The organism is Dyadobacter sp. (genome assembly GCF_051859145.1).
Taxonomy (GTDB): Bacteria; Bacteroidota; Bacteroidia; order Cytophagales; family Spirosomataceae; genus Dyadobacter.
In genome coordinates, this window is sequence record NZ_JBHYGF010000190.1 from 1 (window position 1) to 22905 (window position 22905).

General features: G+C 46.7%; 19 protein-coding genes and 1 riboswitch. Of the genes, 11 read left to right on the forward strand and 8 right to left on the reverse strand.

Annotation, left to right across the window (positions count from 1 at the left end):
• A partial coding sequence (locus tag ACTIE6_RS12210; protein WP_439556902.1) for a carboxypeptidase-like regulatory domain-containing protein occupies positions 1-1310 on the reverse strand: 1310 nt, incomplete at its 3' end.
• 77 nt (positions 1311-1387) lie between these two features.
• Positions 1388-1483: riboswitch (TPP riboswitch) on the reverse strand.
• Between the two features lie 87 nt (positions 1484-1570).
• Here ACTIE6_RS12210 and rocD point away from each other — a divergent pair.
• The 10 genes from rocD to ACTIE6_RS12260 all read left to right on the forward strand — a co-directional run bounded on the left by rocD (position 1571) and on the right by ACTIE6_RS12260 (position 14113).
• The gene (gene rocD, locus ACTIE6_RS12215; RefSeq protein WP_439556903.1) at positions 1571-2833 is read left to right on the forward strand and encodes an ornithine--oxo-acid transaminase; all 1263 of its coding nucleotides are present in this window, start codon (positions 1571-1573) and stop codon (positions 2831-2833) included.
• On the forward strand, positions 2830-4221 hold the full coding sequence (locus tag ACTIE6_RS12220; protein WP_439556904.1) for a S41 family peptidase: 1392 nt from the start codon (positions 2830-2832) through the stop codon (positions 4219-4221). Before rocD ends, ACTIE6_RS12220 begins: the two co-directional genes overlap by 4 nt.
• A 66-nt stretch (positions 4222-4287) precedes the next feature.
• Complete coding sequence (locus ACTIE6_RS12225) at positions 4288-4542, forward strand: GlsB/YeaQ/YmgE family stress response membrane protein (RefSeq protein WP_439556905.1); 255 nt, start codon at positions 4288-4290, stop codon at positions 4540-4542.
• Between the two features lie 109 nt (positions 4543-4651).
• Positions 4652-6166 carry a GH3 auxin-responsive promoter family protein gene (locus tag ACTIE6_RS12230; protein ID WP_439556906.1) on the forward strand — a complete coding sequence of 505 codons (1515 nt, stop codon included), beginning with the start codon at positions 4652-4654 and terminating at the stop codon, positions 6164-6166.
• Positions 6167-6372: 206 nt separating this feature from the next.
• A complete protein-coding gene (locus ACTIE6_RS12235; protein ID WP_439556907.1) occupies positions 6373-9471 on the forward strand; it encodes an AAA family ATPase in 3099 nt (1032 codons plus the stop codon).
• Between the two features lie 45 nt (positions 9472-9516).
• Complete coding sequence (locus ACTIE6_RS12240) at positions 9517-10716, forward strand: hypothetical protein (RefSeq protein WP_439556908.1); 1200 nt, start codon at positions 9517-9519, stop codon at positions 10714-10716.
• 235 nt (positions 10717-10951) lie between these two features.
• On the forward strand, positions 10952-11338 hold the full coding sequence (locus tag ACTIE6_RS12245) for a sugar 3,4-ketoisomerase (protein WP_439556909.1): 387 nt from the start codon (positions 10952-10954) through the stop codon (positions 11336-11338).
• Positions 11335-12432, forward strand: a complete 1098-nt coding sequence (locus ACTIE6_RS12250) for a DegT/DnrJ/EryC1/StrS family aminotransferase (protein WP_439556910.1) — start codon at positions 11335-11337, stop codon at positions 12430-12432. The genes ACTIE6_RS12245 and ACTIE6_RS12250 overlap by 4 nt, the downstream gene beginning before the upstream one ends.
• Positions 12429-13349, forward strand: coding sequence for a glycosyltransferase family 2 protein (locus tag ACTIE6_RS12255; RefSeq protein ID WP_439556911.1), 921 nt, complete (start codon positions 12429-12431; stop codon positions 13347-13349). The genes ACTIE6_RS12250 and ACTIE6_RS12255 overlap by 4 nt, the downstream gene beginning before the upstream one ends.
• Positions 13346-14113, forward strand: a complete 768-nt coding sequence (locus ACTIE6_RS12260; protein ID WP_439556912.1) for a class I SAM-dependent methyltransferase — start codon at positions 13346-13348, stop codon at positions 14111-14113. The genes ACTIE6_RS12255 and ACTIE6_RS12260 overlap by 4 nt, the downstream gene beginning before the upstream one ends.
• A 1-nt stretch (position 14114) precedes the next feature.
• Here the strand turns inward: ACTIE6_RS12260 and ACTIE6_RS12265 are convergent, their stop codons facing one another.
• A complete protein-coding gene (locus tag ACTIE6_RS12265) occupies positions 14115-14993 on the reverse strand; it encodes a PIG-L family deacetylase (protein ID WP_439556913.1) in 879 nt (292 codons plus the stop codon).
• A gap of 109 nt (positions 14994-15102) precedes the next feature.
• Between ACTIE6_RS12265 and ACTIE6_RS12270 the strand changes: the two genes are divergently transcribed.
• Positions 15103-15897 (forward strand): SDR family NAD(P)-dependent oxidoreductase, encoded by a 795-nt coding sequence (locus ACTIE6_RS12270; RefSeq protein ID WP_439556914.1) that lies wholly within the window; start codon positions 15103-15105, stop codon positions 15895-15897.
• On the opposite strand, the gene ACTIE6_RS12275 is transcribed toward ACTIE6_RS12270, so the two are convergent.
• Genes ACTIE6_RS12275 through ACTIE6_RS12300 form a run of 6 tightly spaced genes read right to left on the reverse strand, consistent with a single transcriptional unit; the run spans position 15890 to position 22877 of the window.
• Positions 15890-17284: a sodium:solute symporter family protein gene (locus ACTIE6_RS12275; RefSeq protein WP_439556915.1), complete on the reverse strand. Its 1395-nt coding sequence runs from the start codon at positions 17282-17284 to the stop codon at positions 15890-15892. The two genes, ACTIE6_RS12270 and ACTIE6_RS12275, sit on opposite strands and share 8 nt — an antisense overlap.
• 6 nt (positions 17285-17290) lie before the next feature.
• Positions 17291-18268, reverse strand: a complete 978-nt coding sequence (locus tag ACTIE6_RS12280; protein WP_439556916.1) for a hypothetical protein — start codon at positions 18266-18268, stop codon at positions 17291-17293.
• 37 nt (positions 18269-18305) lie between these two features.
• Positions 18306-19715 (reverse strand): MBOAT family O-acyltransferase, encoded by a 1410-nt coding sequence (locus tag ACTIE6_RS12285; protein WP_439556917.1) that lies wholly within the window; start codon positions 19713-19715, stop codon positions 18306-18308.
• Between the two features lie 7 nt (positions 19716-19722).
• Positions 19723-20916, reverse strand: a complete 1194-nt coding sequence (locus tag ACTIE6_RS12290) for a cytochrome P450 (protein ID WP_439556918.1) — start codon at positions 20914-20916, stop codon at positions 19723-19725.
• Between the two features lie 52 nt (positions 20917-20968).
• Positions 20969-21217, reverse strand: coding sequence for an acyl carrier protein (locus tag ACTIE6_RS12295; RefSeq protein WP_439556919.1), 249 nt, complete (start codon positions 21215-21217; stop codon positions 20969-20971).
• Between the two features lie 16 nt (positions 21218-21233).
• The gene (locus ACTIE6_RS12300; protein WP_439556920.1) at positions 21234-22877 is read right to left on the reverse strand and encodes a fatty acyl-AMP ligase; all 1644 of its coding nucleotides are present in this window, start codon (positions 22875-22877) and stop codon (positions 21234-21236) included.
• Positions 22878-22905: the final 28 nt, after the last annotated feature.

Below are 22905 nucleotides of genomic sequence, written 5' to 3' on the forward strand. Positions count from 1 at the left end.
AAACGCCGGCGGATCAGATCGGTGCTTTCCAGGGTATCTGCGCCGATTATTACATTGGGTAAATTGTAATTTGCATAATCATCGCCTTTCCGGTATTGCTCATAATACCCCAAGCCTCTTACCAAAAATGCATTCAGGTTGAAATTCCATTTGTCACTCAAATTGTGCGAAGAAACGATCTGGTAGTGATCCTGGCGGTAGTTATCGACCTCGTTTTTGTAAGTGTATGAATTGTAAGTCCGGTTTTCCGAATTCAGCAGGTTTTGCGCATCTGCTTCGTCCAACCCATTTCTATCGATATAACTTAAAATCCCCTCGCGATCGCCACGCAGCTTAGCTTCCGGTACTCCGTTCCACGACTGGTAAGTCCGCTCTTTTCCCGAAAATACATTAACGCGCACAAAGCTTTTCTTGCCAAAATAACCACCCGACAAATAATACGAATGCAGCTCAGAAGCTGCACGATCGACGAAACCATCGGAAGAAACGCGGGAAAGGCGGGCGTCAAAAGTGAATTTGTCTTTGATCAGTCCCGTACCGACTTTCAATGTATTTTTGAAGGTATTGAAAGAACCGTAAGCATTGTTCAGCTCTGCATAAGCTTCCTTGCGCAATGCATTGGTGTTGATATTGACCGTCGCGCCGAAAGATGCGGCTCCATTCGTAGAAGTACCCACGCCGCGCTGGATCTGAATGCTGCTCACCGACGATGCAAAATCCGGCATATTCACCCAGAAAACACCCTGGCTTTCGGCATCATTATAAGGTATCCCATTCACAGTCACATTAATGCGTGTCGCATCGGAACCACGTATCCGGATCCCGGTGTAGCCCACACCTGCGCCTGCGTCGCTTGTACTCACCAGTGAAGGTGTGAAGTTGAGGAGCACGGGTAAGTCCTGACCGAGGTTTTGTTTGTCAATCGCCGCGGCACTCACATTTGTAAATGCCATCGCACTTTTCTCATTCACCCGGGTCGCATTGATCACCACTTCATCAGCCTGGTAGCTGCTTCGGGTAAGTTTAATTTCGAGTTGATTTTGTCCGTTTAAAGGAATTTGAATGGTTTGGTAACCAATGTAGGAAACTTCTATTTGGGCCAGATTATCCGAGATATTCCGGAGTGTAAAGTTTCCATTCTGGTCCGAGTTGGTACCGCGGATTTCGGAAGCTTTGATGGTGGCGCCGGGAAGTGGTTTTCCATCTTCGAAATCGGTAACGCGACCGGAAATGGTGCGCTGAGCAAAGGTATTGGCACAGAAAGCCAGGCTGAAAACCAGCGCGAGCAGATAGGTAGTAACGTTTCGCATTGCGAGATAAATAGTTACAACAGGCAGGGGCCACCTATCTTGATTTTAAACAATAAGTAAAATAGAAACAGCAATGGATTATTCCAGCTTTCTCTTCCTACGCCGGCATTACCCGGATCAGGTTTTATGGGTATGATCTCAGCCCGTCAGGTAGGGCACCCCTTTGAGATTATGTTTGCAAAGCTACGGCAGATTGAATGAATTCCCTCAATGCTTTTCGCTATTTTTACATACTTAACCTTTTCAAAACAGAACCCGAAATGCCTGACTATACTGACACTGTGACGATGAATGCGTCTGAAAATGCGATTCAGCTGGAATACCGTTACGGCGCGCATAACTACAAACCGATGCCTGTTGTACTCGAAAGAGGTTCCGGGGTATATGTATGGGACGTGGAAGGCAGGCTGTACCTAGATTTCCTTTCTGCGTATAGTGCCGTGAGCCAGGGGCATTGTCACCCGCACATTATCAATGCAATGATTGAACAAGCGCAAAAGCTGACGCTGACTTCACGCGCTTTTTACAACGATAAATTAGGAGAATGCGAGAAATACCTGTGCGAGTACTTCGGGTATGATAAGGTTTTGATGATGAACTCAGGCGTGGAAGGCGGCGAAACAGCATTGAAACTAACGCGTAAATGGGCTTATAAAGTAAAAGGTATCGAACCTGGGAAAGCTAAGACCGTGTATGCTTCCGGCAACTTCTGGGGCCGCACGCTGGCTGCTATTTCATCTTCAACCGATCCTTCCAGCACAAATGATTATGGTCCGTTTTTGCCTGGCTATAAAATCATTCCGTATGACGATCTGAATGCATTGGAAGCTATTTTCAAATCCGACCCCAATGTAGCCGGTTTCATGGTCGAGCCCATTCAAGGTGAAGCCGGAGTGGTAGTGCCAAAAGCGGGTTATCTCAAAGGAGTACGTGATTTATGTACAAAATACAATGTGCTGTTTATTGCTGACGAAGTACAAACCGGCATCGGGCGAACAGGGAAGCGATTGGCTTGTGACTGGGAAAACGTGGAACCCGATATTCTGATTTTGGGAAAAGCACTTTCCGGTGGCGTAATGCCGGTTTCGGCTGCATTTGCCAATGATGAAGTTATGCTCACGATCGCGCCGGGCGAGCACGGTTCTACTTATGGCGGTAACCCGCTCGCGTGTGCTGTGACCATTGCCGCTTTGCAGGTTGTTGAAAACGAAAATCTGGCAGATAATGCAGAGAAAATGGGTCAGCTTTTCAGAAACAGGATGCTGGATTTACAAAAGCAATGTTCTCTGATTGAATTCGTTAGAGGAAAAGGACTTTTGAATGCGATCGTGATTAATGATGGCGAAGAAAGTGCTACCGGAATGGAGCTTTGTTATAAATTGATGGAAAAAGGGCTGCTCTGCAAACCGACCCACGGAAACAAAATCCGGTTTGCGCCGCCGCTGGTGATCAACGAAGAACAAATGAACCAGGCTTGCGATATTATTGACGAGGTTTTTCTAGCATTTAACCTGCCATTATGAAAACAAAGTACCTCCTCCTGCTGTTGCTGACAGCCTTTTTCCTGAATGCATGTCATGAAAAGAATGTAGATCCTGCCGATGACAAGCAGACCAATGAATGGATTTACGCCAACATGAAATACTGGTACTACTGGAACGACCACATTCCCGCTTCACCGGATTATACCCAAAAGCCTGACGATTTTTTCGAATCCTTACTGTATAAATTCGACGCCAATACCCGGCCCGATGGCGATCGCTTTTCGTGGATACAGGAAAGTGCAGATGAATTGCAGGCTTCCCTGGCAGGCGAGTCTAAAACCACGGGAATGGAGTACAAGCTGGTGTATTTTCCGAGCGGCTCCACCAATGTAATCGGAATTGTATTGTACGTAATCCCCGATTCACCAGCCGATAAAGCCGGATTTGTGCGGGGGGATATTTTCAATAATGTAAATGATCAGAAGCTGACCGGCAGCAATTACAGCCAGCTATTGAATACCGAGGATAAAAAGACATTCAAACTGGCAAAAATTAATGGTGCCACGCTGGAAGAAACAACCACAAGCAGGGAAATCGCGCCAGTCGTCTTGCAGGAAGATCCCGTGTTTTTTGACACAATATTCACCTACGGACCCAATAAAATCGGCTATGTAGTTTACCATCAGTTTATTCCGCAGCCTTATAAAACAACTAACGGGCAATACGATAAAAAGCTTGATAATATCTTTACAACCTTTCAGCGGAATAATGTAAATGCATTGGTGGTCGATCTGAGGTACAATCCGGGTGGTTATGTGAGTTCTGCTACCAACCTCGCGAGTCTGATCGTGAAAGGTACTTCCAATGATATTTTTTACTATAAAGAATACAACGACGAGGTGACGGAGACCAACCGCAAGAAATTTGGTGACAGCTACTTTTACGATAAGTTTATTACCAAAACACAAAATATCGGCGGTAACCTGAACAATCTTGTTTTTCTGGTTTCCTCCCGTTCTGCTTCGGCCAGTGAGTTGCTGATCAATGGATTAAAACCTTACATGAATGTTACCCTTGTGGGTACCAGGACAGTCGGCAAAAACGTGGGCTCGGTAACATTGACAGGAGAGGATAAAGGAATTAAATGGGGCCTGCAACCCATTGTTTCCAAGTCGCTGAACAAAGACAAGAAATCTGACTACAACACGGGCTTCGTGCCTGAGATCGCAGCCAGTGAGGGGAATATCCTCTATCCCTATGGAGATCCGCGTGATCCTTTGCTCGGTGAGGCTTTATTCAAGATTACAGGAAGCCGGGTGGTGCGTCAGGGACGTGGCGCGCGTACTTTGAAGGAAGAAGGAAGTCAGGAAATTACTTCCTCAGTGATAAAGAAAGCGGGTGGCAGCAATATGTTTTATGATAAATGATTCCGACAGGGCATAGTTTTTGAGAACAGGAATGTAATCACATTCATCTAATCTAAACTAAGCATTATGGGAGTTTTAACATGGATCATCGTCGGCCTGGTTGCCGGCGCAATTGCAAAGGCGCTTCATCCGGGAAAAGATCCGGGCGGTTTTATTGTAACAATATTGATAGGTATTGCGGGTGCCGTGGTCGGAGGCTGGATTTCATCTATGCTGGGTTACGGAACAGTTGACGGATTTAATTTTGGGAGCCTTTTCATTGCCATTTTAGGCGCAGTTTTGCTTCTTTTTATCTACCGGAAATTCAGCACCAGATCATAAAATTCTCAGGAACAGAATGGTGGGAAACAGCTTTAAAAACTGTTCTCCCACCATTTTTTATTGCTATTTTTACGGTCTTGCATCTGGCACTTCAAACTGAGTAAATACAATGAAGCTGGTTAACGATATGACTGTCTGGTTCTTAAAGCGTCGCTTTGAGAGAATAGAGCAGTTTATGAAATATCCCATTGAAACTCAGCAGCGCATCTTTTCGGAATTGATTGAAACTGCGCGATATACGGAGTGGGGAAGCAGGTACAATTACAGCCAGATCAAAACAGTCAGGGAATTCCAGGAACAGGTGCCGGTATCTACTTACGAGGACCTTTATCCCTATATCGAGCGCGTACTCAAAGGCGAGCCGAATGTCATGTGGCCCTCACAAATCGAGTGGTTTTCAAAATCGTCCGGTACCACCAATGCGAGAAGCAAATATCTTCCGGTATCGCCGGAGGCATTAGAAGAATGCCATTATGAAGGTGGGAAGGATATGATGACACTGCTCATCAACAACCGCCCCGATACGCGTGTTTTCGACGGAAAAGGTTTATCTATCGGAGGTACGCTGCACGCCAATCCATTTGATGATTATACCCAGGTGGGCGACGTTTCAGCCGTGATCATGCAAAACCTGCCTTCGTGGGCAGAATTTATGCGTACCCCGCCGCTCGAAGTCGCATTGATGGATCATTGGGAAAACAAACTCGAAAAAATGGCTTCCATTTGCTCGCAGGAAAACGTGACGAGCATACTGGGCGTACCTACCTGGACCATCGTGCTTTTGGATCAGATACTTGAACTGACGGGTAAGAAAAATATGCTCGAAGTCTGGCCTGACTTTGAAGTTTTTGTACACGGAGCAGTTTCGTTCGAGCCTTACCGCGAGCTTTTCATGACCAAGTACTTCCCGTCGGACCAGGTTTTATACCTCGAAACTTACAGTGCCTCGGAAGGTTTTTTTGCGATTCAGGATGATGTGAATAGGGTAGGAGAAATGCTGCTGATGCTCGATTACGGTATTTTTTATGAATTCATTCCGGTAGAAGAAGTTGGTAAAAAATATCCGAAAGCATTGCTGCTCAGCGAAGTGGAAGTGGGGAAAAACTATGCAATGGTGATTTCGACCAATGCTGGATTGTGGCGCTACCTGATCGGGGATACTGTGAAATTTACCTCGGTTTATCCATTTAGGCTCAAAGTCAGCGGGCGCACCAAGCATTTTATCAATGCATTTGGCGAGGAAGTAATTGTTGAAAATGCAGACCACGCGATTAAAGTAGCGGCGCAGAAGGCAGATTGTCTGGTAGCTAACTACACCGCCGGCCCGGTATATATGGGCGACGGCTCTCGTGGTAGCCACGAATGGATCATCGAATTCACCAAAACACCTGAAAACGAACAGCTTTTCAGAGAGGAGCTGGACAATGCATTGCGCGAGGTTAACTCCGATTACGACGCCAAAAGATACAAGGATATGGCGCTTCTGCCGCCCGTAATCCACTTCGTACCTGCGGGTACCTTCTACACCTGGATGGGCAAGCGCCAGAAACTTGGCGGCCAGAACAAAGTGCCGAGATTAAGTAACGACCGGGAATATCTGGATGATTTGCTGGCGGGAATATAGGGGGGCCATCGGCTGTCAGCAATCGGCAATCGGCTTTTGCGCAGTTATTGACATCAAATCCCGAACGCAATTCTATTTTGTAATCGACTATTTCCAGTAATCAAGCAAAAAAGGCCGACAGCTGACATCCGAAAGCCGAAGTTTCATACAATGACATTTATTTCAACAAAGGCCGACGGCCGACTGCCGAAGGCCGATAGCCAAAAATGATCCCCAAATACCTCAAAATAAAAGGCTTATATTCTTACCAGAGCGAGCAGGAAATTGATTTCGATCCTTTGACAGACGCTTCCTTGTTCGGCATTTTTGGTGCAGTGGGGAGCGGGAAATCTTCGATCCTGGAAGCGATCACTTTTGCATTGTACGGAGATACCGAGCGGCTGAATAAGTCGGGCGACGACCGGACTTACAATATGATGAACCTGCGGTCGGACGAGCTGCTGATCGATTTTGAATGCATTGCAGGGAAGAAAGGTGACCGTTACAGATTTACAGTTCGTGGAAAAAGAAATACGAAGAACTTTAAAGAAGTAAAGACTTTTGAAAGAAGAGCATATATCTGGTCGGATGAAAACTGGGTGCCGCTACCTGAAAATGAGTCTGCCGAGGATATTATTGGTCTGAGTTATGACAATTTCCGGCGCACGATCATCATTCCGCAGGGACGTTTTCAGGAGTTTATTGAGCTCCGGGATGCGGAGCGGACGCGGATGATGAAGGAGCTTTTTCAGCTCGAAAAGTACGACCTGAGCCGGAATGTAGGTTCGCTCAGCAAACAGAATGACATCGCATTATCTAACATCGACGGGCAACTCACCGGAGTGGGCGAAGTAACCCAGGAGATGATTGATGAAGAACAGAAGAAGCGGGAATTGGTAAAAGAAGAAATAAGAAAGGTCACAGCTGAATTATTGCTTCAAACCGAACTTGAAAGTCTTTTTCAAAGATTAAAATCTACTGCGGAAAAGATTGATTTACTCCGGAAACAAAAAACAGAACTTGAATTGCAGGCTCCCGGAATGCAGCTCCGGGAAGAAGCAATGCGCATCTACGAAATCTGTTCCCTCCATTTCAAATCACTTTTTGACCAAAAAAGAAAACTGGCGGCAGATACCGGGCGGGATGAAAAGCAGTTTTTGAATAATCAGCTGAGGAGCAAGGAGCTATCTGTTTTGATAAAAACACAAAAAGATACCCTGAATGAGCTGAAACCACATTACGAGAAGCGCGAGGAGTTGCTGGATACTGCCGAAGAATTGGAGAAAGTGATCCGCATTCTGGAAAATACCGCTGCAATGGAAAAGCGGAAAGAGGCGCTGGGGCGGGGAGAGGAGCAGTTGAAAGCAAAGGAGCGGAGCATTGAACAGCTCAGGCTTAAAAAGGCGCAGAGCGAGAGTGAAAATGAAGCAAGGAAGGCGCAGGTGACTGATGTTCAGGAATTAAGCCTGGTGAAATCCTGGTTTGCAACTGCGGATAATTTGCTGGAAAACAGGCAGGCTGTTAAAAAGGAAGCGGATGATCTGAAAACGGAAATTGAAGCACTGCAAGCTGATTTGAATGCGCAGCTGCAACATGTAAGAGCCGCATTCATTCCGGATTTGCCGGCAGAACAAGGAATTGAAGTATTTCAGAATGCAGTTCAGGAATTTTTTACTAGCAATGAAGCAGGCCGGAAAGTATGGTCGGCGCAACTCCTGAAAATCAATACGCAACTTGCATTACAACAGTATGCCGGGGCTTTGGAAGACGGGGAACCATGTCCGCTTTGCGGCTCGGCGCACCACCCGTCGGTACTGCACGCGGACCAGTCGCTTGAAGCGGAAATCGGGGCCGTTGAAAAAAGTGTCGCGCAGCTGGATGCAAAAGATCGCTCGATCCGGAAAGTACAACTTTCAATCGAAAAGCTGTTTAACCAGATCGATCAGCTCGAAAAGCAGAAATCTTCTATTAAAGAACGCTGGGTTCAGGCAAAGAACAGGATTGAGGAACACGAGCAGCTGTTTGTGTGGGCGAGATTTGACAAAGCAGACCGGGAAGGTTTTGACAAATATTTTGAAACAGTAACCCAAAACCAGCAACTGATCCGGGAAGCGGAAGCAGCTATCAAAAAGCTGGGAATGCAGCTTGATGCGGAAGTTCAGGAGAAAACGGAAAAGATAGAACAACCGCTGCAAGTTCTGAAAGACGAAATACTCAGGCTCGAAAATACGGTGCTCACATTAACTGAACAGCTTGAAAAAGTAAAGCCGGCTGATTTCAAAAACGAGCCGGAGCCAAGGATTTCGGAGAAGATCAACGCATTAAAGTCGAGCTATAAAGAGATTGTTACGCTTTTTGAACAAACCGAAAAACAGCTCGATACACTTGAAACCGAGAAAAATGTGCTCGCAGGCAGCCAGGCGACTTTACAAGCTGCATTGGATACCTATCAGAAAGATCTCGGCGAAACCCAGCATAACATTGATTTGCAACTCGCGAAGTATGAATTTGATTCGGAGTTGCAGGTTGAAACCATATTGAAGAACCCACTCCATATTGATGCAGAGCGGAAAGCAATCGAAACTTTCAGGTTTGCCCTGGAAAGCACGAGCCGCGATTTGCAGCAGCTTTTACAGGAAAATACCGGCCAGCAATACAATGCAGAACAGCACGAAGCCGCAGTTCTTGCTAAACAAACATTAACCGCCAGCCTGAATGCGCACCAAAAAGAAGAAGGCGGAATTGATAGGTTGCTCGGGAAAATGGAAAAAGACCTTGCCCAAAAGCAGCTACTGGAAAAGGAAAAAGCGCGATTAAAGCTCAGAAAAGAGCATTTGGATGATCTGGCAAAACTGTTCCGTTCCAGCGGGTTTGTAGATTATGCTTCCAGTATTTACCTCAAAAATCTCATTCAGGCGGCCAACACCCGTTTTCACCAGATGACGCACCAGCAGCTGCACCTGGAACTCGGCGAAGGTAACAGTTTCTGGATCAGGGATTTGTTGAATGGCGGACATTTGCGGCTGCTGAAAACGCTTTCGGGCGGACAGAAATTCCAGGCTGCACTCTCACTTGCGCTCGCGCTGGCAGACCATATCCATATCCGGAATGAATCGACCCATAACTTTTTCTTTCTGGACGAAGGGTTCGGCTCACTCGATAAGAATGCATTGCAAACCGTTTTTGAGACTTTGAAGTCGCTGCGCAAGGAAAATCGCATTGTTGGTATCATCAGCCACGTGGAGGATTTACAGCAGGAAATTCAGACCTACCTGAGGATCATTGAAAGTGAGGAGGGCAGCCGGATCGAGGCCAGTTGGAAGTGAGATTTCAATCAACGTATCTTTGAGCCGGTATACATTTTAGCCTCAATGCTTTTCGAGAACTTCTACAAGTCGTTTTTTGCGTGGATTGAACTACGGCTGTCGGGTAGTAGCTGGTTGTGGAAAGTCACATTTGCTTCTGTCGCATTGGCGCTGTTCCTGGCTTTTCCGCCTTATACACTTCTGATTGATCATTTCCGTGACGGTGGGACCAAGCTCGACGCCTGGGTTTTTATCCACAACCAGGCACAAGACCTGCTGCATCCAAAGGATATGGATTACGATGTGAGGCGGGAAAACATGATTTTCCGCTGGACCCTGCCGCTACTATCGTTTTTAACAAACGGTAATATCCTCATCATACTATCTATTCAGGCGGTACTCGGGGTTTTGTTCCTGAAAAGGATCGGGGACTATATCTACTCAGTTTGTGCAGACAAGGCACTTACCGGGCTTTCCATTCTTGCTATTGCCAATACGTTTGTGAGTGTCTGGGCATTTGCCGATGTACACGGGTATGGCGACGGATTTGCCTACTATTTCCTCCTGGCTGCATTGCTGAGCCGAAATCCAATTGTTATTTTCCTGAGTCTTCAGGCGGCATTCTTTACCGACGAGCGGGCAGTAGTTGCGGGCGGGTACCTGCTGCTTTTCTGGATGGTGATCCAGGCGTACCAACTGAACGATTTCAGCTTTTCCGGGCTTGTGCGGCGCGTATTTACAGGTCAGAGCCTGGTGATGTGGGTTTCGTGGGCTGTGTATTTTACGATCCGGTTTTATGTGCAAGCCGAATATTTCCCTAATCACAGCTATTCTACCATCGGCACGCCTGTGCTGTTTGCCAATGCACACAGGAATGGACTGGGTAGTAGTATCTGGGCTACTTTTGAAGGTACCTGGCTGATTATGCTGGCTGCATTGCTTGCATTGTGGCTGACCCGGCGCTATTGGCTGATCGCCGCATTGACGATCGGCTTTGCGGTGCTGGTTGCTACCGGCATTTACGTCCACGATCTGGATCGGGCATTGGCCTACGGTTTCCCGTTTGTTTTACTATCCTTTTTTATCCTGCATCAAACCGCTTCCGTGCACTCACTACGGGTGATTCTGTTCTTTGCTGCTGTTGTCTGTGTTACTCATTTACAGGTGTTTTACATGGGATACAACAGGATTCTTTGGCTGGAACCGCTTCCTGTTAAAGTTTTAATGTACCTGGATCATGTGTTTGGCTGGAATTTTTTCAGGTAAGCTTTCAAGTATTTGTTTTCGTAAATGTTTGATTAACAATTTCTTAATAGTGTCCGATCTTTCACGATTTGTGACTTGAAACCAAATAGTTATAAAATAATCCATAGAGGCCGCTCACTCACCGTCTTTTTTATGTCGGGAATATTTATGTATTTTCAAGGAAGCATGAGCTTTGGTCCAGGTTTCAGCTATACAACGCAAATGGCGCAAGCCGCTTCTTAACAGGGTATTATATATGCCGCTATTAATTACTTTAGATACCTTTAATACTGACTCGGGTAACCTGACCGTCTTTGAAAAGCTTATTCCCGGGACAATCAAGCGCGTGTTTTATATCTATGGAACCGGCGACGCATCGCGCGGCGGGCACAGGCACCATAAAACCTGGAATGCATTGATCTGCATCCACGGAAGCTGCCGGGTGTATTCCAACAACGGCGAGACGGAAGAATATTTCACTCTGGACAATCCTGCATCCTGCCTGATCCTGGAACCTCGCGACTGGCATACCATGGATAACTTTTCTGCTGATGCGATTCTGCTGGTACTTTCCAATGAGTATTACGACAAGGCGGATTACATCGACGAGCCTTACGCTCTGAAACAGCTGCTCACGCAATGATCCCTTTCCTGGACTTAAACCTGGTCAATGCGCCTTACCTGAAGGCAATTGAAGAAGCTTCCTTGCGCGTCATCAGGTCTGGCTGGTATATTCTGGGAAATGAGCTTAAAGCATTTGAAGAAGCTTTCGCGGGTTATTGCGAAGCACAGCACTGTGTGGGCGTAGCAAATGGACTGGATGCAATTACCCTGATTTTAAAAGCCTTCGACTTCCCGCCTGGAAGCGAAGTGATCGTGCCGGCCAATACTTACATCGCGTCGGTATTGCCACTCAGTTATCTTCACCTGAAACCTGTTTTCGTAGAGCCCGACTGGAACACAATGCTGCTCGATCCCACGCTGATAGAAGCTGCAATTACTTCTGACACAAAGGCGATTATTACCGTCGATTTATACGGAAGAAGCTGCGAAATGGACCAGATCATGCAGCTGGCCGACAAGTACACTTTAAAAGTGATCACGGATGCCGCGCAGGCACACGGTACTTATTACCAGGATAAAAAATCAGGCGGAATTGCGCATGCAACTGCATTTAGCTTTTATCCTACTAAAAATCTGGGTGCATTGGGCGACGCAGGCGCGGTGGTTACATCCGATGCGGAACTTGCTGAAAAGATCAGGTACCTGCGTAATTACGGTTCTTTGCAACGTTACAAAAATGATTACCAGGGCGTGAATAGCCGGCTTGACGAAATTCAGGCTGCGATCCTCAATGTGAAGCTGCCTTACCTGGATGCAGAAAATACTACCAGACGTCAGATCTCCAAGAGGTACCTGGAAGAGATCAACCTGGAAGGACTTACCCTGCCGCCAGCCGACCGCATTCTGGAAGATTCATGGCATTTGTTTGTGGTGCGCCACCCGCAACGCGTGGCATTGATTTCATATCTGGACTCAAAAAATATACAGACCAACGTTCATTATCCTTTACCGATCCATAAGCAGCAGGCTTATGCATCTTTAAACGAACTGAGTTTTCCCATTACCGAGCAAATTCACCGCGAGGTAATCAGCCTGCCGCTTAACCCCGTTTTGAGAGAGGACGAGGTTACTTACATCATCGAAACCGTCAATCAATTCGCTATTCATTCATGAAATTGTCTGTTATTATTCCAGTATACAACAGCGAGAAGACCCTGAGACCGCTGGTGGAAAAATTACAACAGGCACTATCCGATGTCACTTTTGAAATCGTATTGGTCAATGATTGCAGCCGCGACAATTCAGAGGCGGTCTGCCTGCAAATTGCAGATGCATTTAAGAATGTGCGTTTCATTTCGCTCCGCCGTAATTACGGGGAGTTCAATGCGGTGATGTGCGGGCTCAACTGGGCTTACGGTGAATATTGTGTGATGATCGACGACGATTTTCAGAACCCGCCGGAAGAAATTCTCAGGTTGATAGAAGTAGCGGAAAACGGGCGGCACGATGTTGTTTATACCTATTATTCCAAAAAACAGCATTCCATGAGCCGCAACCTGGGTAGCAGGTTTGTAAACTGGCTTACAAGCTACCTCCTCAACAAACCCAAGGATCTTTACCTGTCGAGCTTCAAGCTGATCCGCAGGGAGGTAGTGCGCGAAATCATCAAATACCAGGGACCGTATCCCTACATTGACGGATTGATTTTCAGGATTACCAGAAACATTGGTACCGTACAAGTAGCCCATTTGAAGCGGGAAGAAGGAGTTTCCAATTACAACTGGCAAAAACTCATTTCACTTTTCCTGAACATCCTGTTCTGCTATTCGTCCCTTCCTATCCGCCTTTTTATGCCGATCGGGCTCGGTTTATTCGCATTGGGCTCTTTTCTTTTGCTTTTTCTCACTATTCAGTGGCTGATCGGGCCCGACCCGAAAGGCTGGCAGGTAGTAACCGCAACTTTCATATTCATAGGCGGGATACAATGCACGCTTTTAAGTGTTTTGGGAGAATATATTGGCAAGAGTTTCATGGCGCAAAGCGGCCAGCCTCAGTATGTAATCAAATATAACAGCGAAGAGCCGGTATGATCGATAACCGCCTGGAATACCAGCGCATGTATGAAGTTGAGAAGCAGCTGTGGTGGTACCAGATCTTGCACGGGCGCGTTTTAAGTCAGATCAAAAAGCATTTTGGCAAAGAAAAAAAGTCCATTCAGATACTCGATGCGGCTTGTGGTACTGGCGGACTGCTGTCCTTTTTGCAGGAAAATGGTTATCATAACCTGACCGGATTTGACTACTCGCAACACGCGATCGACTTTGCCGGCGAGCGGAAGCTGAATGTAACATTCGGGGATCTGAAAAACGTGGAAGCATTCAAACCCGGCCAGACCTTCGACGTAATCTGCTGCAACGATGCGCTTTATTTTTTAACCGATCAGGAAATTGTCAGTGCATTGCAGCATTTCAAATCGCGGCTGCGGGCAAATGGACTGATACTGATCAATATCCACGCATTTGAAGCTTTTTCGGGCATTCACGATCTGGCAGTAGGAAGCCAGCGCCGGTTTACGATTGCCGATTTTGACAAATACAGCCAGGCAGCCGGGCTGAAAATCGAACATCATACTTACTGGCCTTTTCTGCTCTCGCTTCCCATTCTGGCAGTCCGCCAGTGGCAGAAGTACCAGATCAAATCGAATGCAATTAATGTCGATGAGGTTGATTCCGACGTGAAGTATCCCGGCGATGTGATCAATTCAATTCTTCGGACAGTTACTAAAGCAGAATCTGCATTGCTGCGAAAAGCGCCATTTGGAAGCTCCTTATTTATGTCAATGCGGAGCAAATAAGCTATTTTTTTGAAAATCCAGAATTGTTGATTGTGTCAAAAAAGGCTTTCGTTTTCTGAATTCCTGCGTCACCATTCAGCGAGAAATACCAGAACGTTTCCAGGTCGCCGCGGTGCATTGCCTGGTTCATATCGCCGCTCTGCGACTTATGCGCGGCTTTCACCCAATCAGCCACGATCATATAGCTGTGCTTATTGTCTTCTCCAAATCCTGCCGACCTGTCAAATTCAAACACAGGTGCAGCGGCAGAGATGTTTGTCTCGGGATAGCCGGCCAGTCCTGAAAATTTAAATGTATATCCTTTGTTCTGCGCCTGTCCGCCCAGCACAACGGGCTTTTTGGCTCCCTTAAATCGCTGAACTGCACGGATTGCGCTGATAGAAGCGGTTTTGTGGTGCGCGTGCTGCCCCTCGTGCGGAATGAGGCAGAAAACGAAATCGTAGTTACCCTGCGCCAGGATCTGGTCGAGCTTCTTTTCAATGTATTTAATATCCCAGTTTTTACCTTCGAGATAAGGTTTTTCATCCCGGTTATAGTAATCGTCGCGCTGGTCAAAGAAGAAGAAATTCCCGATACCCAGGATCTCGCCCGAGGCCATTATTTCCTTTTTCCGGATCAGCGGCAAATGTTTTCTCCCGGTAGCCGAATCGACCATATTTAATCCATAATAACTGGAAGCCACAAGCCCATTGTAGCCGCCGGAAGCGTCTGTAATCAATGCGAGATCGGCAGAACCTTTTAGCTCGCGGGTGGTTTTGAAGATGGTGACGGGGAACATGGTTTCATCGTCAGGATGTGCGGTGACGATCAGAATCCTTGGTCCCTGCGCAAAGCAAACCGCCTGGCTTAGCAAAAAAGCAAAGAGATAAAGTGTTCTCATACGTGGATGTTTTCGGGATATAGCTTGTTATCAGATCGCCTCCGTACATGCAGCCGCGTCAGAAAGGCGCTGGTCAGGAGCAATTTTCTTTGAATTATATCAAAAAATTATGGATTTACAACTGAATGGAAAAACCGCGTTTGTAAGTGGCTCAACGCAGGGAATAGGATTGGCAATCGCGCGTAGCCTGGCGAAAGAAGGTGCGAGCGTGATTCTCAATGGAAGATCAGAAAATAAAGTAAATGAAGCTGTTGCCAGGTTGCAGCAGGCAATTCCCGGTGCAGCTATCTCCGGCATTGCAGCCGATTTTTCCAAGGCAGAGGATGTGAAAGTTTTGCTGGAAAAGCTGCCTGAAATTGACATTCTGGTGAACAATGCAGGGATTTTTGAACCAAAACCATTTACCGATATTACGGACGAAGAATGGTTTAAGTTTTTCGAGGTAAATGTAATGAGCGGCGTAAGGTTATCCCGCCACTTTCTTCCTAAGATGCTTGCAAAAAACTGGGGCCGCATTATTTTCATTTCCAGTGAATCGGCGGTGAATATTCCGGAAGAAATGATCCATTACGGGACTACAAAAACAGCCCAGCTAGGTGTAAGCCGCGGATTGGCTGAGCTGACAAAAGGTACCGACGTGACTGTTAATACCGTAATGCCAGGACCTACAAAATCCGAAGGTGTAGCTGATTTTGTGAAACAACTTGGTGCGGCTAATAATCAGTCGTTTGAGGAAGCGGAAAAGGATTTCTTTAAAACGGCGCGGCCAACATCTCTGTTGCAAAGATTTGCGTCCGTAGAGGAGATTGCCAATCTGGTTACCTACGTGGCAAGTCCATTATCTTCCGGTACAAACGGATCGGCGCTGAAAGTGGACGGTGGCGTGGCCAAGTTCATTATTTAATGCGGACAGGAGTTGATTTTGGGTATACCCGGGAAAGGATTATACCCAAAATCATTCCGCCCAGACTTGCGAGCAGGCCGTAAATCAGCGTGGGGTATTCGGTACCCGCATATTCACACCCGAGCCAGGTGACAAGTCCCAAAATCATACTAAGCAGGCAGCCGGTTTCATTGGTAGCTTTCCAGTAAACGCCCGCTGCCAGTGGAACAAACAGGCAAACGAGGCTAAAAGCAGAAGATTCAGCCACAAGCTCGAAGATACTTTCGCGGGTAACTGCCAGGAAAATGCAAATGAAAGTGATCACGACAATGCCCACGCGGATAATCCTGAGCAGCTCTTTGTCCGTCAGTTCCGGCCTGAAAAATTTAAAAATGTTCTCTCCCAATACCACCGCCGGTGCCATGATCGCGCTGCTTGTGGTACTCAGAATAGCCGAAACCAATGCGCCGAAGAACATAATTTGCAAAGGTAATCCCATGTGTTTCAATACCATTTTGGGAATAACCAGCTGGTCATTTGTGTCGCCTCCGGGATAAAGGTAGTTGCCGCAAAGACCAATAAAGAGCGGGATCAATGCGACAGTCATGTACATCAGCGAAGAAAGGAGCGTAGCCTGCACGGAAATTTTCGCCGTTTTTGCCGACATAACCCTTTGAAAAACATCCTGCTGCGGAACTGAGCCCAGCCCGATCGTAATCCAGGCAGCGAAGTATTCCACGTAGCCTTTGAATGTAAATTCAGGATACAGCCGGAAAAAATCATCAGGGGCAGCATTGATCAGCGGCTGAAAACCGCCAACCTTTTGGTAAAGCACCACAGCCACTGCGATCAGTCCGACAATAATCATGATCGTTTGAAAAAAGTCGGTAATGGAGACCGACCACATCCCGCCCCAGATCGTATAAATGATCACGACAATGGAGCTGCCGATAATGCAGGTGCTGAGCGGCCAGCCGAGTACTACATTCAGTACAAACCCCATAGCCAGCAATTGCGCGGCAATCCAGCTGAAATACGAAGGGATGATCAGAATGGCGGATAAAAGCTCAGCTTTCCGTCCATAGCGGATTTTGAAAAAATCACAGAACGTGATAATGTTCATTTCATAAAACCGCCTCGCAAAGAACAGCCCGACCAGCAACAGGCAAAGCGCCGCGCCGAAAGGGTCTTCAATCACTCCCAAAAACCCGTGTTTCACAAATTCATTCGGCGCACCCATGATTGTCTCGGAGCCAAACCAGGTCGCGAATGTAGCCGAAGCCGCCAGCACCAGCGGTAGCCGCCTGCCTGCCAGCACAAAATCCTGCGTGGTAGCAATGCGCCGCGAAGCCCAGAGGCCAATGCCGAGGTTTGCCAGGAGGTATGCTAGGATGGCGAAAACAAGCATCAGGTACTAACGGACAGTGGTTTTTAATTTTTTTGAATACTCCTCGTGCAAAAATTGCGTGTAAATCTTCGCCCCTCGCTGATTTAGATGGTGTGCGTCAAATGAATTGCCCGGATCAAAAAGGGATTCGAACCGGGAATCAACAGGCAAACGGATCAGGTTATCCTCCGGAATGTAAGGAGCAACCTGTGAAAGAATAAGAAACTCAGTATGTGAGAGGTTATTTGGAAAGTAAAACATAACCTTCTTGTTTCGTTGACTTGCGCTGGAAATAAGCAGCTTGATCTGATCAATATAGTATTCATTGGCCTCTTCGGCTTGTTTCACAGCCATTATTTGCGAGGTCGACTTCTTGGTTCTATGTAGATAAGCAATCTGGTTAGTACCTCCCATGTTGACTGGCTGATGCCCGTCGGCACGTAACCAAGGCGTACCTTCGATCGGATCTGATGAGGTGTGCATTGCTTTTTTGATCGTAACAATCTGCGGTGCAATGGAAAGCGTTTGAAATAGCGATGTATTTAAGCCAAATAGGAAGCTCTTTATTTTGTCCGAAAACTCGACGGTGGAGCAGCCGGCCATCACCTTTGTCCTGAATACGAAATCAGCAAAAACGCGATCGGGGCTTAAAAGTATCGTGTTGTAATCCAGGGCACTTAGCTCTATAAAAATGTTCTTAACAGCAGTATCGTTTTCAATAATCCGATCAGCAATATCAAAAGCCTGGGAAGCTGGCAGACTGAAAAGTCCCATGTTATAGCTGCGGGTTTTATTTTGGTTTAATGAGTCGAAAAGTTGTGAATCAAATGCGTATAAAGTGCGGCTGGTCCCAATGAAAACGGCATTTGGATTGAACTTGCGGTACATTTCTTCTCTGATAGCCAGGTTTCTTCTTGGATCAGGGGTGAATGGGCTGGTTATTAAAACTGCAAGGAGTTTGATTCCAATAATTACCAGCAACCATTTAACAATTGTACTAAGCATTTTGCCCCGATATTTTTAACACTTTGTACACGGCGAATCAGAATTGAATATAGTAAAAATTGGCTACGTAGGGTCTTCCGAATATCAGGATGATCTGGGTAAGTAAAAGCAAGGAAACCCTTCGTTTTGCAGTGTTTCTCTTCATTAGGTAAGAAGCAATATCCTCTTTCTCACCCATTTGATAATTGAAATAATCCATAACCAGAAATAAAGCGAGGGTTAGCAGGAAAGCGGGGTTTATCAGCGACATGGTACCGGAAGAAAGCCCAAACATGCTTTTGTACAACCGTAATCCTGCACTTAGTTCTGCCGCCCTGAACCAGCCCATGATCAGCGTGCCGGTTAGCAGCCTGACGATGATCCGCCAGAAATTGTGCGACGAGGAGCCGATCTGAAACCCCAGCTTTGAATAGAATTTTTGCCAGAAAAGCCTCGTCCGCATTTCAAAGTTGATGTACGCCCATTGCAATGCGCCCCATATCACAAATGACCAGCTCGGCCCGTGCCACAAACCGGTGATAATGAAGGTCAACAGGCGGTTGAATTCCAGTCTTGCCGGATTGGTAACGCCCTTGCTGATGTTGAAAAACACGTAATCACGGAACCAGGAAGTCACCGAGATGTTCCAGAGATTCCATGATTCGGTACGTGACGGGGTGAAGTAATAGCGGTTTGCAAAATTTTTGCTGAGCCGGATACCAAGCAGTCTGGCAGAGCCCATTGCTATGTCGCAGTAGCCCGAAAAATCGCAGTATAGCTGCACTGAAAACAACAGAATGGCGAGCATTACAGAAAATCCGGTGAAATTTTCAGGCTTATCGAAAACAGGATCAGTCAGTTCAGCTAACCGCGCAGCCAGTACAATTTTCTTGAATAAACCCCAGATAATAAAGTAAATGCCTGCTTTGATATTGTCTGGCTGGTAGCTGACCGGGTTTCGGAGTTGTGGCAGCAATTGCCGCGCACGTTCCAGCGGGCCGGCCAGTATCGTCGGAAAAAAGCCCAGATACAATGCGAGGTATCCCCAGTGTTGCTCGGGTTTGATGTACTTTCTTTGAATATCAGTCAGATAGCCGATGATCAGAAAGGTGTAGTAGGAAATGCCAATCGGTGCAAGCCAGTTGAGGGCAACTGCGGAATACGAGCTGCTAACCGGGATCAGGTATTTAAAAAAGAGCAGCGGCGAGAGGCAAACGATTACGGAAAAAGTTAAAACCGTTTTTCGCCGCTGTTTGGAATGCACCGGATCTGCCAGGTATTTTCCCGCGAAGTAGCAGATCGTAACAAGTACAACCCAGACAAGTACATACCAGCCACTCCAGCTGATATTGAAAAGGATACTCAACGCAAGTAGCAGGATCCATTTGCGGGTGTTGGGCGTCACGTAATATGCCGGGACGATCAGCAACAGAAGGAGGAAGTAAGAAAAGTCTGTAAACTTGATCATTATGCCCTTATCTTAACAATACGGGCAAACTTTTGTGCCCCCGGAAAAATACTTTGGAGTCCCATTCACAGGGTTTCTCAGGGTGTAGCCGGATATCTGGGAAGGCTGACATAAACGCCGGTAAAAACTTTTGCATTTCAAATCGTGAAAGTCGCGCGCCGACGCAATGGTGTATACCGAAGCCAAAGCCGATGTGAGGATTGGGTTTGCGGGCGGGCATAAATGTATCAGGATCCTGAAAAACAGAAGGGTCACGATTGGCGGAAGCAATTCCCACGAGCACTGTCTTGCCTTTTTTCAATGCCAGACCTTCAAACTCTATCGATTGGTGAATTTGCCGCGGAATCCAGTTGACGGGACTGACGAAACGAATCAGCTCTTCCACCGCTATCGCACATTCCGTATGTGAATTCCAGTTAATTGGCTTGTCTTTGTTGTCGATTAATGTGGCAATGCTCCTGGTTAGCAGGAGGGTGGTAGTTTCAGTGGCTGCATTCACCAGAAATTCCCAGGTACCGATCAACTCGTGAATGCGCGAAGAGCCCATTATCTCATTCATTTCCACCAAAAGGCTGCGGGTCAGGTCTTTTTCGTGGCGGCTGAGTGTTTGGGAGAGATAGCTGCTGAATTGTCTCGACATACTGGCGCATTCCAGTAAGTCCTTTACAGAAAGTGTTTTTTCAAATATCAGCGTGATGACGTAGGAGAATTTCTGAATAAAATCGTAATCAGAACTTTCAAAGTTGATGATTTTGCTGATAATCAGAAAGCTGAATTTTCTTGCGATTTCAACCAGATCGGCTTCTTTCTGGTCGCGACAGGTTTCCAAAACCTCACGAATTGCCTCCTGTGTTATTGTTTCATAATCGGCTTCGTAAAACTTCTTATTTACGAAACGGCGGTGTTCAGCGTGCCGCTCGCCATTCATAAACAAAAGCCAGTACCGGAGGCTTTCGCCGAATTCCAGCAGGGCAGGATCATTGTTCGCAATAGCCGATACAATCCTGAATCGCTCGGTAAAGTCGAAATTCCTGAAATTTTCGGAATCTGAAAATACCCGCTTGACATTCTTGTAATCCATGACAACCAGGTCCCCGAACATATTGAAATGGACCGGGTTGGATTGTCGCATATTTCCGATCAGCTCGGAATAGTTTTGGCTAATCTCGTTTTGGGACGACCAGATAGTCGTAGCAGACATAGATTCCTGATTATGAACGATTAAGTAAGTAGATAAGGAGCAGCAATATATGCTAAACTTCTTGATTCTCTAATATCCATTGGGTCGTAGCGGCAATCGTGCCCATTTCCCAGAATATGGACGGACTGAGCTCCATGCCAAGCCACTCTTCGAGGTCGGCCGTGATATTGACCAGAATAAGGGAATCAAGCCGGAAGTTGGTGATGTCTGCGTCTACCTGCACCTGCGAAGGATCCATTTCGGCGTGACGTGCGATGCTTTCGGTAATCCAGCCTGAAATTTCTGTAAATGTTTTATTCATTATAGTAATTCATTGTTTAGTCAAAACTACCAAATAATTTCTTTGCATAAAGTCTCTGGATTTTCCCACTGGAAGTCTTGGGGAGCTTACCCGGGGGAATCAGCAGGATTTTATGCGGGATCAATCCAAATGCGAGTCCGACACTGTGCGCGACCTTGTTTTTGATCTGCTCCATATCTTCATCTGTTTGTACTATACGTCTTACTTCCGTTACAATCACGAGCGATTCGCCCACTTCGGTATCGACAGAAAAGGCCGCAGTTGCATTGGGTTGCACATCAGTATGGCATTCGCCTACTACTTCCTCAATATCCTGCGGGTAGTAATTCACGCCGCGGATGATGATCAGTTCCTTGGTGCGGCCGGTAATGAAAAGATGCCCATTTTCCATAAACCCCAAATCTCCCGTTCTCAGATACGGTCCGCTGCCAGTACTTGTGTACGCCTGAAAAGTAGCTTGTGTAGCTTCCGGGTTTTTCCAATAACCCAATGCCACACCAGCATTTTTAACCCATATTTCGCCAATCTCGGTGGATTGTAATACATTTTTTGTGTCTGGCGAAACAATAGCGACTTCGGTAAACTCCACCGGTGGCCCGCAAGCGACTACCTCTCTGGAATGGTCAGCAGTTTTGTGATAAACCATTGGTGTCCCATTTAAATGTAAGCTCACAGCGAGCGTGGCTTCGGCCAGTCCATAGGCAGGTACCAGGCTGTTGTGCCGGAATCCCGTGGCTTTCATGGTTTCAGCAAACCTTTCCAGGGTAGATATCCGTATCGGTTCCGCACCTACATAGAGCACGCGCAACGAACTTAAATCCAGTGTTGCAAGCTGTTCAACCGGAATTCTGGCAACACAATGATCAAGCCCGAAACCCGGCCCGCCACAAAAACCTGCGCGGTAATTGCTGATTGCTTGAAGGAACAAAAATGGTTTGGTTATAAATAAAAGCGGCGAAATGACCATACCTGTTCCGCCCGTATACAAGGGAGACAAAAGCCCGTCAACCAATCCCATATCGTGGTAATGCGGCAGCCAGGTTACCGAAACATCGGCGGCAGTTCTCCCGAAACAATTATTGATCGCACTCAGATTGGCAATCAGGTTAGCGTGGCTGATCATCACTCCCTTCGGAAGGCTCGTCGAGCCGGAGGTATATTGGAGGTAAGCCGTTTGATGCTGGTCGATTTGCCGGACAGAGTTGCCGGCAGGCGGAGCATCAAATGCAATTTCATCGGTAAAAAGCCACTGAATGGGATAATCCTCCAATGTTTTCACGGCATCGTTTTGCCGCTGAAAAAGCATTTTAAAGGTTTTCCTGTTGGTAATAATCGCTGACGCTTCGCAATCGTGGATAATATTCAGAATTCGTTGGATACCCGATTCGGAGTAGCCGATGGGACAAGGTACGGCAATAAGGTTTGCCTGCAGTGAAGCGAGAAAGAACCGAATAAACGCAGCTTCTGTCGGAAGCAATAGCAGCACGCGCGCGCCTGGCTCGTATCGTTCGGAAAGCCGGGTCGAGATAGCATTTACTTGCTGACTTAGCTCGCTGTAAAATACTTGTTCCGTCAGTTCGCCATCTTTACCTATAAAGCCGTAAGCCAGTTTATCCGGGTACAACTGAGCATTTGATTCCAGTATATCGAGTATATGCATACATAAAAGAAAAGGCCGGAAAGCGAAG